Origin of the sequence: Brevundimonas faecalis (genome assembly GCF_040549405.1) — a bacterium.
Lineage (GTDB): Bacteria > Pseudomonadota > Alphaproteobacteria > Caulobacterales > Caulobacteraceae > Brevundimonas > Brevundimonas faecalis.
The window spans coordinates 1,192,554-1,207,153 of the sequence record NZ_JBEPTF010000001.1; the positions used below are offsets into that span (position 1 = coordinate 1,192,554).

Here is a 14,600-nt window from a genome sequence, read left to right on the forward strand (position 1 = left end):
CTGAGTATGACCCTCTCCTGTCGGGAGAGGGTCTAGCGTCTGCGTCGTTCGCCGGGTTCGCCGCCGGGGCGCGCGCCTTCGCGACGCCAGCGGATGGACAGGCTGGCGTCGCCTTCGCCGCCGAACTTGGAGCTGACGGCCAGGTTGCGGCGAACCTGCCATTCGACATTGACCGCCGCCCCGCCTTCGCCGCCGCCGATGACTTCCAGATAGACGTCGTCGGTGATGTAGCGGCCGCCCGCGACCGTCAGGCTGGAGGCCTCGCCGCTGAAGGACAGGCGATCCAGCCCGGCCAGTTCGCGCAGGTTGCCGATGACGTCGAAGCCGCCGCCGCCCGCGAGCGAGGCCACAGCCGAGGCTAGCTGGGCCGCCTCGAACGGAGACAACTGGGCCGCGGAGCGGCCGAACAGCACCTGCGACAGGATCTCGTCCTGGGGCAGGGCGGGGGTGGAGGTCAGCTCGATCTTGGGCGCGGCGGCCGTGCCCGTGACCTTGATCACAGCCGTCAGGGCGGGGTCCTCGCGCACCGCCGCCAGGTTCAGGCGGATGCGGGCCGGATCGGTCGACAGGCTGACGGAGCCGGTGTCGTCGAAGACGAAGCGCTTGCCTGCGAACTCATAGTCGCCGCGGACGACATTGGCCGTGCCGGTCAGTTGAGGTTCGGCGATGGTGCCGCGCACCCGGGCGTTGGCGACCAGCTCGACGTTCAGCCCCCGGCCGCGCACGTGGATTTCACGTCCGGTCAGGTTCAGATTCAGGCCGATGCTGGGGCCGCCGCGCGCCTTCTGCTCGGTTTCGACAGGGTCGCCGCCGGGGCGGTTGATCTCGACCACATCCATCTTCACCACCCCGTTGGAGCCGGGCAGGTTGGGCGAGATCTGGGCGTCGTCGATGTCCAGATTACCGGTCAGCTGGATATTGCCGTCCGCGCCGCGCACGGCGGTCAGGGTTCCGTTCGCCCTAGCTTCGGCGATGTCGTTGTCGATGAGGCGGAAGCGGGTCAGCTCCAGCCGCAGGGTCGAGCCGGAGCCCTGACGCAGGCCCAGGTTGCCGTTGCCGGTCACGGTTCCCTTGACGCCGTCGGCGGCTTCGAATCTCTCGATCACGGCCTGGCTGTCGTCGAAGCGGCCGGCCAGGGTCACGTTTTCCAGGCGCAGGCCCGTGATGGTGTCGCGGAAGGCGCCTTGAGCCAGGTCCAGGCGGCCGTTCAGGCGCGGGGCGTTCAGGCTGCCGCCCAGGGTCGCGCGGGCGTTGACCTGGCCCGACAGGGATTGGGCGCCGCCCAGGAACAGGTCCCAGATGGGCTGGATCTGGCCGTTGATCGCGACCTGGCCTGACATGTCGCGGGTTCGGGCCACGGCCAGGCGTAGCGGCGCGGCCGAGGCCTCGACCGGCAGGGCGACGTCGGCGGAGGCCTGGACCGCCGTGCCGTCGTTGGCGCGGGCCTGAAGCCGCAGGACATTGTCGTCCAGCACGGCGTTGAGCGAGCCGTCCACCGCCAGGCCGCGCGGGGCGTCCACGCTGCGAAGTTGCTTCAGATCGACGTCGGCCGAGCCGGTCAGGCGGTCGCCCGCGCCCTGGAGCGAGACGCGGCCCGTGACCTGACCGCGCAGATCGGGAGCCAGGGAGCCCATTTCGACATTGGTCAGGTCGGCCTGGATGACGCTGCCCTTGCTGTCCTGGCGCAGTTCGCCGGTCAGGACGCCGCCGCCGAGACCCAGGTCGACCCGGACCACGCGGCCGTCGCCGTTCAGGGCCAGGACAGCCGGAGTACGGGTGGTGAAGGCGACCTCGCGCACGCGGCCGCCGCCGCGCAGGGTCAGGCTCTGCGCCGGCCCCTGACGGGAATATTCGCCCGAGCCGTTGAACTGAACCGGGGTGGCGCCGCCCACGTCGGCGGCCAGGGTGAAGGGCAGGCGGTCCAGCGTGCCCTGGCCCTTGAGCGCCAGGTTGCGAATGGTCCAGGTCGAATTGACCAGGCGGATGTCGCGGCCCGTCACGTCCAGCACGGCGCTCTGATCGCCGCCTCCATCGGTCAGGCGCACCCGGCCGTCGGCCTGGCCGGAGGCCAGGAAGGCGCCCTGACGCGCGGTGAAGGTCAGGTCGGCGCTGGAGGGGAAGTTGTTGGACAGGGCGACGGCCCCCTGGGCCGTGATCCCGCCGGCGTTCAGGTCCACCTCGGTCAGACGGATGCGGTCGCCGCCCAGGAAGAAGTTCCCGGCCGCGCGCGCGGGACCGTAGTTGGAGCCGGAGTTGATGACGATCCGCCCGTCGGAGGCGTCGGTCCCCTTGCGGAAGCTGAGGATCATGTCGGCGTTCGTCAGGATCAGGCCGGCGGCCGAGACCTTGTCGAAGGCGGCGCGCAGGTCGGCGCGCGGCTGGGCCAGGGTGCCGGTTAGGGCGCCGTCGCCGCTCATGGCGCCGTCGATGGCGACAGGTCCGACGCCGAAGGGACCCTGGGCGTTCCAGTTCAGCGCCAGGCGCAGTTTCGGCCCCTCGATCAGGCCCTTGGCGCCCATGCGTCCGGCCGCGCCGGTCAGTTCGCCGCGATCGACGGCGACCACGCCCTTGTTCAGCGAGCCCGCCAGTTGCAGGCGCGGCGTCTGGCCCAGCAGGCGGTCCAGTTCGTCCATGCCGACGGCCATGCGCGAGCCCCGACCGTCGAAGGTCAGGGTCCAGGGCGCGCCGGGACGGGCCGAGGCCGCGCGGATCGGACCGCCGAAGGCGCCGCGCGCCCCGGGGTGGATGCGGCCCAGATCGGTCAGTTCGGCGCGGCCGGCGAAGTTGAGCCCGCCTGTGATGCTGCGCCCGCCGGAGCCGGTCAGGGTCAGGCCCTGGCCACGCGCATCGACCTTTTTCAGCAGATAGGCGCCGTCCGCGGCGCGCGAACCTTCCAGTTGGACGCGCGGCTGGGCGCCCAGCAGGGCGCCGATGATGCCGGCGCTGGAACCGCCGACGGCGCGGATGTCGGCCGTGACGTCATAGCGGCCCTTGTTCGCCGCGACGCCGACCGGGCCGGAGATGCGCGTGGCGCGATAGCTGGCGATGTCGGCGGCCAGCAAGCTGGCCGAGCCCTGCAGAGTCCAGGTCTGGGCGTCGCCCTTGAACACGCCGGTATAGGCCGAGGCGCCGGCGACGGGGCTGCCGATCAGGCGGCTGAGCGACGGCGTGGTCAGCTCCAGGCTGATCCCGTCGGGGGCGGTGCGATCCTTCATGCGGATCATGCCCTGGGCGCTGGACTGGATGTTGTCGGCCGTCAGCTTCCAGGCCACGCCCTGCCAGTCTTCGCGCGTGCGGTCCGGCACGGCGGCGAAACCGAAGCGAGCGGTGCGGCCGATGCGCTCCACGAAGGGGGCCAGGAGCTCGGAGCCCGAGAAGTCGGCGTAGCCGGCGATGCGGGCGCCCTCGTCCTTGCCGTAGCGGCCCTTGACCGACAGGGGCGTGAACTGGCCGGTGCGGACGACGACGTCCACGATCTCGCCGTTGACGACGGCGACGGCCGAGAAGGGCTGGTTCGGCGAATAGCCCAGGGAGCCGGCGATGGGTCCGCCCTGGGCCTCATTGGCGCGCAGGTTGAGGCGCAGGTCCTCCGGCTTTTCGCCCATGACGGCGGCGAGCCGCAGATAGTCGCCTTTGCGGCTGAGGCTGTAGGCGTTGACGTTGGCCGACTTGGGACCCTTGCGCGGAATTGCGGCGTCGCCGCTGAGGGTCCAGCGGCCGTATTCCTTGGAGAAGTTCTCCATCAATTCGACGTTGGCGCTGAAGCGGTCGATGTCGATGGACAGGGCCTGGGGACCGCCTGGCTCGGTCGGCGGCTCCAGCACCGGCTGGCGGATCAGGCGAATCTGGTCAGCGGTGATCTCGGTCGCATGGAAGCGGCGCAGCAGCAGGGGCCAGTAGGACCAGTCGACGCGGACGTTCTTCGCCTCCAGCCAGACGCCCTTTTCATCCGTGACCGTGACACGGCCCAGGGTGAAGTCGTCGAACAGGTCGCCCTTCAGTCCCTCGACATTGATGCGGCCGTAGCGGCTGATCTTCTTGCCGGCGACGAAGCTGGTGATCAGGTCGCGGCCGGAATCGGACACCAGGTACATGCGGCCGCCGACGGCGCCGATGACGATCAGGGCGACCAGGGAGGCGACCACGATCCCGGAGATGAAGGCTAGCCATTGCAGGCGCGTGCGCTTGCGCTTCGCCTTCTTCGCGGGCGTGTCGGCGGGGGCTTCCGCTTCGGGGTCCTGAGGCGGAGGGAGGTCGGTCAAAACGCCTGGCCGATGCTGATGTAGAGTTGGAAGCCGGAGTCGCCCTCGCGCTTGTTCAGCGGGAAGGCCACGTCGGCGCGGACGGGGCCGAACGGCAGCTTGTAACGCACCCCGACGCCCGCGCCGTAACGCATGTTGGTCAGGTTCGGCGTTTCCTGGAAGCCGATCGCCCCGGCGTCGACGAAGGCCACGGCCTGGAACTTCTCGCCGATGTCGCGCCGCACCTCGAGCGAGGTTTCGAACAGGGACAGGCCGCCGCGCGGCTTGTTGTTGGGCAGACGGGGGTTGATGCTCTGATAGGAATAGCCGCGCACCGAACCGCCGCCGCCGGAATAGAAGAGGCGATCCGACGGCACCGTCAGTTCCTCGCCGCCGATGATGGAGCCGATGCGGGCGCGGCCGGCCAGGACGGTCTTGGCCCCATCCTGCAAGGGCAGATAGGCGGTGGCCTGGCCTTCGGTCTTCAGGAACAGGACCGTGTCCTCGCCCGCCACGGCGGTCGGTTGGGCCGAGACATAGAGGCGGAAGCCCCGCGTCGGATCCAGCGGATCGTTCGAGCGATCCATGAAGGCGATGGCGCGACCCGTCAGTATGGCCAGGTCGCGGTCGAAGGTGATCGGCGCCTGGGTGACCGGATCAAAGCGGTATTCGGTGTACTGGCCCGCGTCGACGCCCAGGCCGTAGGTGAAATAGGAGGTCTTGCCGATGCGCTGGGACAGGTCGGCCGACACGGTGATCGCGCTGCGGTCGTAGGCGTCGGTCTGTTCGTTGACGAGGTAGGAGGACAGCTTCAGCGTCCGTCCCGGTCTGCGCCAGTGCGGGAAGCTGGCCTCGCCGCCCAGACGACTGTCGATGCTGGCGAAACGGCCGCCGTATTTCAGCGTGGCGGCGCGACCGAAGCGGTTGTAGCGCGTCTGGAAGACGTCCACGCCCGCGCCCTCGGCGGTCGAATAGGTGGCGCCGGCCTCGAGCAGGCTGCGCGGCCGGTCAGCCAGGGAGACGACGACGGGACGCAGGCCTTCGGCGTCCGTCTCCTCGATCGGAGCCAGGGAGACGCCGACGCCGTCATAGACGCCGGTGTCCAGCAGGCGGCGCTCAAGTTCGGCCACGTCCTCGGGATCATAGCGGTCGCCCTTGGTCCATGGGGCCAGGTTTGCGACCCAGTCCGGATTCGTCGGTCCGCGCGTGCGGACCTGGATGCCGTCCAGCCGCACCAGGGCGCCCGAGGCGATGTTGAAATTCGGCTGGACCGTGAAACTGGCGTGATCGACCACGACGCGACGGGGTTCGGCCCGGGCGTCGGCGTAGCCTTCGCGGGTCAGGGTGGCGACGATCCGACCCTCGGCTGCCAGGACGTCGGCGGCGCGACCGGGTTCGCCCGGCTTCAACTGGATGTCCTCGAAGGTCGCGCGGGCCGTGTCGGCGTCGGGCGGCGGGGCGCTCCAGTTGATATGGACGTCGGACAGCATGAAGCGCCGGCCGGGCGTGACCGTGATGATCGCGACCGGCTTGTCTTCCCCTTCCACCTCATCCTGCAGGGCGGACTGGTAATAGCCTTCCGAACGAAGCAGGGCTTCGGCCGCCTCCATGGCGCCGCGGGCGCGACGGCGCGCCTCGAAGCGGGAGGAGGGGGCAGCGTCGACCTGACCCACGGCCTGTTCCAGCTTGCGGCGCAACTCGGCGTCGATCTCGCCGCGGATCTGGGCCTTGGGCTCGGCCGCATGGGCGGCCTGGCCGGCGAGAACCCAGAGCGCCGCTCCGGCGAGTAGGATATGGAGCCTGGACGTCAAACGAGAGCCTTGGGTCAGGACGGCGGGGCCGCGGGCTTCAGGCGACTTCGCGATCAGCGAAATCAGTAGAAGAGGGTTTCGCTTTCAGGCTGTACCGATTCCTCGGAGGTGCGTTTCTCGGGCGGCAGGGTTTCGACCGGCGGCGGGGCGTCGGTGGGGATAGCCGGAACCTCGGCCACGGCGGGTGCGGCGGAGTCCTCAGCGGCAGGCGCCGCGTCTTCCTCGACCTGAACCTCGACGGCGCCGTCGTTCTGGTCGTGGCTGGGCTCTCCGCAGGCGGCGAGGGCGGTGGCGGCGACGCCGAGGACGGCCGCCAGCAGCAAAGGTTTCGCGTTCAAGGTCTTCATCTGTCTTCAAATTCCCCCTGTGGGTGGCAAACGCCGCTTAAGGGGCCGGGTTCCTGTCCTTTTGTTGCCCGAAGCCATGTGAACCGCAACTGAACCTTTCGCCGAACGATCGGATCAGGGGCGACGCCAGTCCTTCAGGGCCTGGTCCAGCGACAGGAACGGCCGGTCGGGGGCGACAGAGGCGGCTGCGCCGTCGAAACGGGGCGCGGGAGCCGGCTGGACGACGCCCGATTCGACGAAGGTTCCGCGCGCCTGATTGTGCGGATGAAGCGGCGCCTCCTCCAGGCTGAGGACCGGAGTGACGCAGGCCTCGGTTCCCACGAAACGGGCGGCCCAGTCGTTGCGGTCGCGTGTGGCGAAGACGGCGGCGAAGCGGTCGTGCAGGGCGGGCCAGGCCGAGCGGTCGAACTGGGGCGCCTCTTCCGGCGTCAGGTCCAGGCCCGCGATCAGGGCGGCGTAGAAGCGCGGCTCAAGCGCGCCTACGGCGACGAAGCGCCCGTCGCGACAGGCGTAGCAGCGATAGAAGGGCGTGCCGCCGTCCAGCAGGTTGGCGCCGCGCGCCGCGCCGTCCCACAGGCCTCGCGCCTTCAAGGCGTGGAACAGGCCGGTCAGCAGGGCCGAGCCGTCGGTCATGGCGGCGTCCACCACCCGGCCGCGCCCGGTGGTCTTCGCCTCCAGCAGGGCGGCCAGGACGCCCGTGACCAGCATCATGGCCCCGCCGCCGTAGTCGCCGACAAGGTTCAGGGGCGGGGCGGGCGGTCGGTCGGCCTCGCCCATGGGGTGCAGGGCGCCGGACAGGGCCAGGTAGTTGATGTCGTGGCCGACCTGATCCGCCATCGGTCCAGTCTGGCCCCAGCCGGTGACCCGACCGTAGACGAGGCGCGGGTTGCGGGCGGCGCAGGCGTCGGGACCCAGGCCCAGCCTTTCCATGACGCCGGGCCGGAAGCCCTCGATCAGGGCGTCGGCGTCAGCGATCAGGTCCAGCACCTGCCCTCGGTCCTGGAGGGATTTCAGGTCCACGGGGACGGCGGCGCGGCCCCGATGCAAGACCTCGCCGCCGACCTCGTCGAAGACGGCCGCGGGAGCCGCGCCGCCGCGCGTCAGCCGCAGCACGTCGGCCCCCATGTCGGCCAGAACCATGCCCGCGAAGGTGACGGGGCCCAGCCCGTCGATTTCGATGATGCGCAGCCCGGAGAGAGGTCCCATGAGGGCAGGCTAGACCGGAACGGCGTGTGATGAACAGGGCTCGGAAAGCATGCGACATTTTCCTAAAAAACCGGCTTGCCGCCGTGAAATTCCGCCCCTATGTTCCGCGCCGCTTCGCAAGAGCGATGTGCGCCCCTAGCTCAGTTGGTTAGAGCATCTGACTTTTAATCAGAGGGTCCTCGGTTCGAGCCCGAGGGGGCGTACCACTCCCTTTTCCAATGGATCGGCGTGTATTTCCGCAATCCGTGAAAAGTCATGTGCAGTTGCACTCGTCACCGCATGTTTTGAGTTCGGTCCGGCTGCGGACTTGGGTGTGTCGCTGGCCTTGTCCTCGCCGAAACCCACTGCGGCGATCGCGCCTACATTTTAGTACGCTGTCTGATGGGAAACGAAGGGGTGTGTCCGATCCTGGCGTAGCGCCGCGCTAACCTTAGCAAGGTTCACGCAGGAGACGATGATGACCATCAATGAGGCTGATACTGGAACTTTGGCCGTCAGCGATGATCCGCGAATTGAAGCGGTTACCGAGAAGGCGGATGTAGACGGCGGCAATCTGAGCGACGGCGACAAGGCGGCGTTCATCGGCGCCCTGCAGGTCTCGAAGGGCGGGTTCTGGACCGATGAAGGTCCGGGCGCTGTTGTCTGGCGTGTTCAGGATCGGTTTCTCTTTGGCGACGCCGTTCAGTACACAGGCGGCCGTTTCGGCGCCGGGGCAGGGCTGGGGACGGACTGGCTGACGACGCGCGGCGCGAACTACTTCGCGAAAAACGCTCAGGTCATGGGTCTGACAACCAATCGCATCGGCGCGCTGTACGGCTCTTGGACGCCGCCCGGCGTCGCCGCCAATATCAATATGGGCTTTGGGGCGGTGACGCTGAACGAAGGCGCCGGCGCTTCCTTCGGCCGAGCCGGATACTTCGAGGCTTTGCATTACGCGGAGGGAGGAGCCAGCGCAGGGATCGAAGTTCAAGGCGGCAATTTCACGACGGTTCGACCGACGCCCAGCGCCTATGGCGTCGGAAAAGGCTATCATGGTCTCTATTTGGCCGTGCAGGGCGGCGTGGGTTATGTCGTCGGCAATGCGAACACGCCGATCCCGGTTCCCACGCAGCCTAGCGGCACCGCCATTGACGTGGCGGGCGGGGAGGAAGGCTTGGCGGTTCAGCGATGGGTCACTGGGCTGACCTTCCGTAACGGCGGCCTTTACCGAGGCGTGGATGGACTGACGGGCACGGCAAAGGCTGTCAGCATGGCGATCGGCCATGAGTTGGTTTGGGAGGTCAACGCCACCCAGCGCGGCGCCACGATCAGATCCGATGTGACCGGCGGAACTGCTGCGGCCACGGGCCTTATCTTTACAGACAGCGTCTCGACCTTCGTCGGCAGCGCCGAAGTTCCAGTGTTCCGCGCGCGGCACACGCCAAACGGCGTCAACTATATGGTGGTGCAGAACGCCACGACGGGCAGTGGGCCTTTGTTGAGCTTCATCGGGTCTGATGCAGACGTCCATGGCGTGGTCCAAACCAAGGGCGCGGGCATCCTGTCCTTTAGAACGCAGGGAGGAGCCAGCGAGGGGTTGCGCGTCGCCGGCCCGACGACCGCCGCGGCCACGAACTATATTTCCGCGACGGCTGTTGTGAGTGGCGGGAACCCCTACCTGATCGCCGCCGGGACAGACGCTAACGCGGGTATCGACATTCGCGCCAAGGGAGGGGGCGCAAATCGGCTGATTTCTGGCGATGGGACGAGCAAGGTCGCGGTCAACAACACCGGACTCGGCTTCTTCGCAACGGCGCCGGCAGCCAAGCCTGTCGTTACAGGATCACGAGGCGGTAATGCCGCTCTCGCCAGCCTGTTGGCCGGTCTTGCGGCGCTGGGGTTGATCACAGACAGCACGACGGCCTGAGCCATGGATTTGTAGCTGCAAACAACTCTCAACCCAGTCTCACTCTTTCCGGGCGGACTGTCGCGCCCGGAGTCAGGTGATTGAAAAACCCCGCCGGCGGCTCCGGCGGGGTTCGGCTCGGGGCGAGGGCGCTAGGCCTTCAGATGCCAGGCGCGGGAGTCGCGACGGAACTGCTCGAAATGACCCTCGGCGATGGCGACGACCTATGTCGTGCAAGGCGGGACGATCGACTTCGACGCCTGGATCTTCAACGCCGGCGCCACTTGGGAGGTGATCGACAGTTATGAACGGGGGTGGCGCGGCCGGTACGACCGCCTGTCGACATCGATCGCGGCCTTCCGCACGACCTCGGACTTCGGCGACGTGCAGAGCTTCAACAACGGCCTGATCCTGCTGCGAACCGCCGAACGCATCAACGGGGTCGAGGCGCTCGCATGGCCTTCTGTCCATGACGGCGAGGCCTGGTCGCCGCCTGGGCCGCGAGAAGGCGTCAATGTGACAATTTGCCGTTTTGATATTGCAAGTCCTTCTCACTAACACGCTCCCAACTTGACCGTGCGTTGCGATCCGTTCTCAGATTGAGGGGCGGGCGCTTCCTCCCCCAGGAACCGGAGTCCCGATTTGTCCAGTCTGTTGCCGCCCATGTCCGCCGCCCTGTTGCTCGCTGTCCCCGGCGCGGCCATGGCCCAGTCCCAGACGTCGGGAGCCGCCAAGGCCCATGAGGTCGATGAGGTCGAGGTGATTGGACGCCGGGCCGGCGAGCCGACCGGGCCGCAATTCACAGCCGCCCTGCTGGATACGCCCAAGAGCGTCACCGTCATCAGCCGTGAACTGATCGAACAGCGTGGCGCGGCCTCGCTGTCGGATGTCCTGCGCACCACGCCCGGCATTTCTCTCGGCTCCGGCGAAGGCGGCACGCCGGTCGGCGACCGACCCTTCATCCGCGGCTACGAAGCCAGCACCGACATCTTCATCGACGGCGTCCGCGACCTGGGCCGTTTCGCTCACGAAGCCTTCAACATCGAGCAGGTCGAGATCATCAAGGGGCCGGGTTCGGCCTACAGCGGCCGCGGCTCGACCGGCGGCAGCATCAACATGGTCAGCAAGCGCCCGCGCGCCGAGAACTTCATCTCGGGATCGGTCGGCGCCGGCACGGATCAATATCTGCGATCCACGCTCGACCTGAACCGGATGATCACGGACAAGGTCGCCGTGCGCTTGAACCTCATGAGCCACCAGGCGGACACGCCCGGCCGCGACCATGTCGACGCGGACCGCTACGGTCTCGCTCCGTCGATCGCCTATCGCCTGTCGGACAGCACGAGCATCCACCTCGGCTACTACATGCTGCGCGCCAAGGATGTGCCGGACCTCGGCCATCCGTTCGCCCTGGGCGCCAACGCCGAACCGGCCAAGGTGCGCCGTGACAACTTCTACGGGGTCGTGGGCCGCGACGCGCGTCGCAACAACGCCGACATCGGCACCCTGACCCTGGAGCATGAATTCTCCAACGGCTTCCAGTTCACCAACGTCACTCGCCTGGCGGAATCGACCAGCCAGTACATCATGAGCCGGCCGACCATCCACGCCGCTTCGGGCATGGTGAACCGCGACGTCCGGACCGGCAATCGCCGCAGCGAGACCTGGGCCAACCAGTCGGCCCTGCGTGGCGGCTTCAACCTGGCGGGCACGCGCAACCAGTTCGTGGCCGGTCTGGACTTCTCGGAAGAAAAGCTGCTGACCGGCGCCACGCCTGCGAGCGCGCTGTTCGCCGTCGGCCGCACCAGCCTGGCGAACCCGAACGCGAACGATCCCGTCTATCGGGGACCGACGCTGAAGGACTTCAGCGACCGTTATGACGCGCTGAGCAACCGGACCCGCACCCAGGCGGCCTATATCTTCAACACCACCGACTTCAATGACAAGTGGTCGCTGAACCTCGGCCTGCGCTACGACGACTATGACGTCACCGACGGCGTCGTCTCCAACCGCTCCAAGTTCTGGAACTATCAGGCGGGCCTGGTCTACAAGCCGCGCGAGAACGGCAGCATCTATCTGTCCTACGGCACCTCCTCGAACCCGTCCGGCGAAACCGCGGGACAGTCGGGCGGCGCCGACGGCTCGGCGGGCGGCGGCCTGGGCGGCTCGCGCCCGAACCTGGATCCGGAAGAGAACCGCAGCTTCGAGCTGGGCACCAAGTGGGACGTGTTCAACAACCGTCTGTCGCTGACCGCGGCGATCTTCGAGACCGAGAAGACCAACCAGCGCGCCACCGATCCCGTCACTGGCGAGGTCGCCCTGATCGGCAACAACCGCACGCGCGGCTTCGAACTGGGCTTCTCCGGCAATGTGACGGACGCCTGGGCCGTCTACGGCGGCTACACCTACCTCGATCCGGAAATGCTGGACGACGGCGCCGGTACGAACGACGGCAAGCGCCTGAAGTTCATCGCCCAGAACAGCTTCAGCGTCTGGAGCACCTATACGATCCGCAAGTTCACCGTGGGCGGCGGCGCCACCTACATGTCAGACCGCTGGATGAACGACGCCAACACCCTCGGCGTGCCGTCCTACTGGCGCTACGACCTGATGGGCTCCTACGCCATCGACGAGAACGTCAACGTCCGCGTCAACATCCAGAACCTGACCGACGAGACCATCTACGAAGGCTCTCACGTGGGTCTCTTCGCCAACGTAGGCGCCGGCCGCTCCGGTTTCGTGACGTTGAACTTCAACTTCTGATCCCGGTCTAGGCAAGCCCCGTCCCCGCAAGGGGGCGGGGTTTTCCTTTGACCCGTATGCGTGAGAATGCGAGTGGATCGCGAACGGGCGGGCGTTTTCCGTGTCGAGCGTCGTCCCCGCATTCTGAGAGACATTCAGCCATGTTGCTGCAAATCCGGAACGTCCTGAGCCGTGATCAGGTCAAACAGTTTCGTGCGCTGATGGACGCTGCCGAATGGACGGACGGCAACCAGACGTCGGGCGCCCAGTCCGCCCTCGCCAAGAACAATGCCCAGTTGCCGGAAGGTTCGCCCCTGGCCAAGCAACTGGGCTCAATCATTCTGGACGCCATCGGAGCCTCGCCGCAGTTCGTTTCGGCCGCCTTGCCGCTCAAGGTCTTTCCGCCCCTGTTCAACCGCTATCAGGGCGAGCAGTCGTTCGGCGTGCACATAGACAACTCCATACGGATTCTTCGCGGCACGGATTTTCGCATTCGCGGAGACCTGTCTTCGACCCTGTTCCTGTCGGATCCAGACGAGTACGACGGAGGCGAACTGATCATTCAGGACACCTTTGGCGAACAGAGGGTCAAACTGCCTGCGGGCGATCTCATCCTCTATCCCGCGTCGAGCGAACACCTGGTGACGCCGGTGACGCGCGGAACACGTGTCGCTTCGTTCTTCTGGACGCAGAGCATGGTGCGGGATGAGGGAGCGCGACGTATTCTTTATGAGATGGACAACGCCATTCAGGGCCTTGTTCCAGTTTTGGGCAACGACGACCCTCAAGTCATCAAGCTGACGGGCGTTTATCACAATCTTCTTCGCCGCTGGGCCGAGTGCTGAAGGCGCTGTTCGGACCAGACGGTCGGCAGCGCCCCGCCGCTATACGGCCTGACGGAAGACCTCCCTACCGCCTACGGAGGCTTTTGAAAGGGACAGGTCGGGGGCGCTAGGCCTTCAGGTGTCGGGCGCGGAAATCGCGGCGGAACTGCTCGAATCGGCCTTCGGCGATGGCGGCGCGCATGGCGGCGGTCAGGGCCTGGAAGAAGGCGATGTTGTGCCAGCTCAGCAGGACCTTGCCGAGGATTTCGTCGGCGCGGATCAGGTGATGCAGGTAGGCCTTTGAATAGTCGTTGGATGCGGGGCAGGGCACGCCCATGTCCAGAGGGTCCTGGTCCTCGGCGAAACGGGCGTTCTTGATGTTGATCGGGCCGTCCCAGGTCCAGGCCTGGCCGTGGCGGCCGGCGCGGGTCGGCAGGACGCAGTCGAACATGTCGACGCCGCGATAGACGGCTTCCACCAGATCGATCGGCTTGCCGACGCCCATCAGATAGCGGGGGCGGTCCTTCGGCAGGAACTCGGGGGCGAAGTCCAGGACCTCGCACATGGCCTCGTGGCCCTCGCCGACGGCGAGGCCGCCGATGGCGTAGCCGTCGAAGCCGATCTCCTGCAGGCGTTCCGAGGATTCGCGGCGCAGGTTCTCATAGGTCGAGCCCTGCTGGATGCCGAACAGGGCCTGCGCATCGCGGGCGCCGAAGGCGTTCTTGGAGCGCAAGGCCCAGCGGGCGGAGAGCTCCATGCCCTGACGAGCGCGTTTTTCCTCGGCAGGCCAGGCGACGCATTCGTCCAACTGCATGACGATGTCGGAGCCCAGACGGTCGGCCTGGATCTGGATCGAGCGTTCCGGGGTAAGGACGTGCTTGGAGCCGTCGATGTGGCTGGAGAAGGTCACGGCCTCCTCGGTCAGCTTGGAGATGCCCGACAGGCTCATGACCTGGAAGCCGCCCGAGTCCGTCAGGATCGGTTTGTCCCAGCGCATGAAGTTGTGCAGCCCGCCCAGGCGCTCCATCCGCTCCGGGCCGGGACGCAGCATCAGGTGGTAGGTGTTGCCCAGGATGATGTCCGCGCCGGTCTGCTGGACCTGATCCACCGTCATGGCCTTGACCGTGGCGGCGGTGCCGACGGGCATGAAGGCCGGGGTGCGGATGTCGCCGCGCGTGGTCTTCAGCACCCCGGTGCGGGCGCGGCCTTCGACGGCGGAGATTTCAAACGGGAAGGGCAAGGGATACTCCGTTGACCCCGCGGGGAGGCGGGGGTCCGGTGGGGCCGCGAGGGCGGCCGGCTTCTGGCTGGTTTCTGGGCGGTGCTGAAACACGGATGGGGCGGCTTGTCACCTGTGGAAGGCGCAAGGGCGACGGTCGGCGACGGGCGAAACGGGTCTGAATCGTCTGAAAGGTCTGAAACCGGCGGCGATGAAGGCGGGCGGTGAAGAAAACCGAGTCTGAAAGGTCTGAATCGTCTGAAACGAGGGTCCGCTTCGACGAGGCGTTCGTCTTTCGGAAAACGGGTCTGAATCGTCTGAAATC

The 14,600-nt window shown here is 67.2% G+C and carries 9 protein-coding genes and 1 tRNA gene; 5 read left to right on the top strand and 5 right to left on the bottom strand.

Annotated features, from left to right (window positions below; translation table 11 throughout):
• Nucleotides 1–32 precede the first annotated feature (32 nt).
• The 4 genes from ABIE19_RS05895 to ABIE19_RS05910 form a co-directional block, all read right to left on the bottom strand.
• Entirely contained in the window at nt 33–4,262 is a 4,230-nt protein-coding gene (locus ABIE19_RS05895) for a translocation/assembly module TamB domain-containing protein (RefSeq protein WP_354088192.1), read from the bottom strand.
• On the bottom strand, nt 4,259–6,052 hold the full coding sequence (locus ABIE19_RS05900; protein WP_354088193.1) for an autotransporter assembly complex protein TamA: 1,794 nt from the start codon (nt 6,050–6,052) through the stop codon (nt 4,259–4,261). Before ABIE19_RS05900 ends, ABIE19_RS05895 begins: the two co-directional genes overlap by 4 nt.
• A gap of 62 nt (nt 6,053–6,114) precedes the next feature.
• The gene (locus ABIE19_RS05905) at nt 6,115–6,399 is read right to left on the bottom strand and encodes a hypothetical protein (RefSeq protein ID WP_376853907.1); all 285 of its coding nucleotides are present in this window, start codon (nt 6,397–6,399) and stop codon (nt 6,115–6,117) included.
• 114 nt (nt 6,400–6,513) lie between these two features.
• Entirely contained in the window at nt 6,514–7,605 is a 1,092-nt protein-coding gene (locus ABIE19_RS05910) for a CaiB/BaiF CoA transferase family protein (protein WP_354088195.1), read from the bottom strand.
• A 129-nt stretch (nt 7,606–7,734) separates the two neighbouring features.
• Here ABIE19_RS05910 and ABIE19_RS05915 point away from each other — a divergent pair.
• From ABIE19_RS05915 to ABIE19_RS05935, 5 genes are all read left to right on the top strand, one after another.
• Nucleotides 7,735–7,811 (top strand) — tRNA-Lys (locus ABIE19_RS05915).
• A 248-nt stretch (nt 7,812–8,059) separates the two neighbouring features.
• The gene (locus tag ABIE19_RS05920) at nt 8,060–9,511 is read left to right on the top strand and encodes a hypothetical protein (RefSeq protein ID WP_354088196.1); all 1,452 of its coding nucleotides are present in this window, start codon (nt 8,060–8,062) and stop codon (nt 9,509–9,511) included.
• A gap of 192 nt (nt 9,512–9,703) precedes the next feature.
• A complete protein-coding gene (locus tag ABIE19_RS05925; protein ID WP_354088197.1) occupies nt 9,704–10,048 on the top strand; it encodes a hypothetical protein in 345 nt (114 codons plus the stop codon).
• An 84-nt stretch (nt 10,049–10,132) separates the two neighbouring features.
• Nucleotides 10,133–12,253 (top strand): TonB-dependent receptor, encoded by a 2,121-nt coding sequence (locus ABIE19_RS05930; protein ID WP_354088198.1) that lies wholly within the window; start codon nt 10,133–10,135, stop codon nt 12,251–12,253.
• Nucleotides 12,254–12,393: 140 nt separating this feature from the next.
• Nucleotides 12,394–13,077, top strand: a complete 684-nt coding sequence (locus ABIE19_RS05935) for a Fe2+-dependent dioxygenase (protein WP_354088597.1) — start codon at nt 12,394–12,396, stop codon at nt 13,075–13,077.
• A 106-nt stretch (nt 13,078–13,183) separates the two neighbouring features.
• Here the strand turns inward: ABIE19_RS05935 and tgt are convergent, their stop codons facing one another.
• A complete protein-coding gene (gene tgt, locus ABIE19_RS05940; protein ID WP_354088199.1) occupies nt 13,184–14,296 on the bottom strand; it encodes a tRNA guanosine(34) transglycosylase Tgt in 1,113 nt (370 codons plus the stop codon).
• Nucleotides 14,297–14,600 lie beyond the last annotated feature (304 nt).

Bases quoted from the DNA above. Each gene is read 5' to 3' on its own strand.
- ABIE19_RS05905 (WP_376853907.1), bottom strand. From the start codon at position 6,399: ATGAAGACCTTGAACGCGAAACCTTTGCTGCTGGCGGCCGTCCTCGGC.
- ABIE19_RS05910 (WP_354088195.1), bottom strand. From the start codon at position 7,605: ATGGGACCTCTCTCCGGGCTGCGCATCATCGAAATCGACGGGCTGGGC.
- ABIE19_RS05920 (WP_354088196.1), top strand. From the start codon at position 8,060: ATGATGACCATCAATGAGGCTGATACTGGAACTTTGGCCGTCAGCGAT.
- ABIE19_RS05925 (WP_354088197.1), top strand. From the start codon at position 9,704: ATGGCGACGACCTATGTCGTGCAAGGCGGGACGATCGACTTCGACGCC.
- ABIE19_RS05935 (WP_354088597.1), top strand. From the start codon at position 12,394: ATGTTGCTGCAAATCCGGAACGTCCTGAGCCGTGATCAGGTCAAACAG.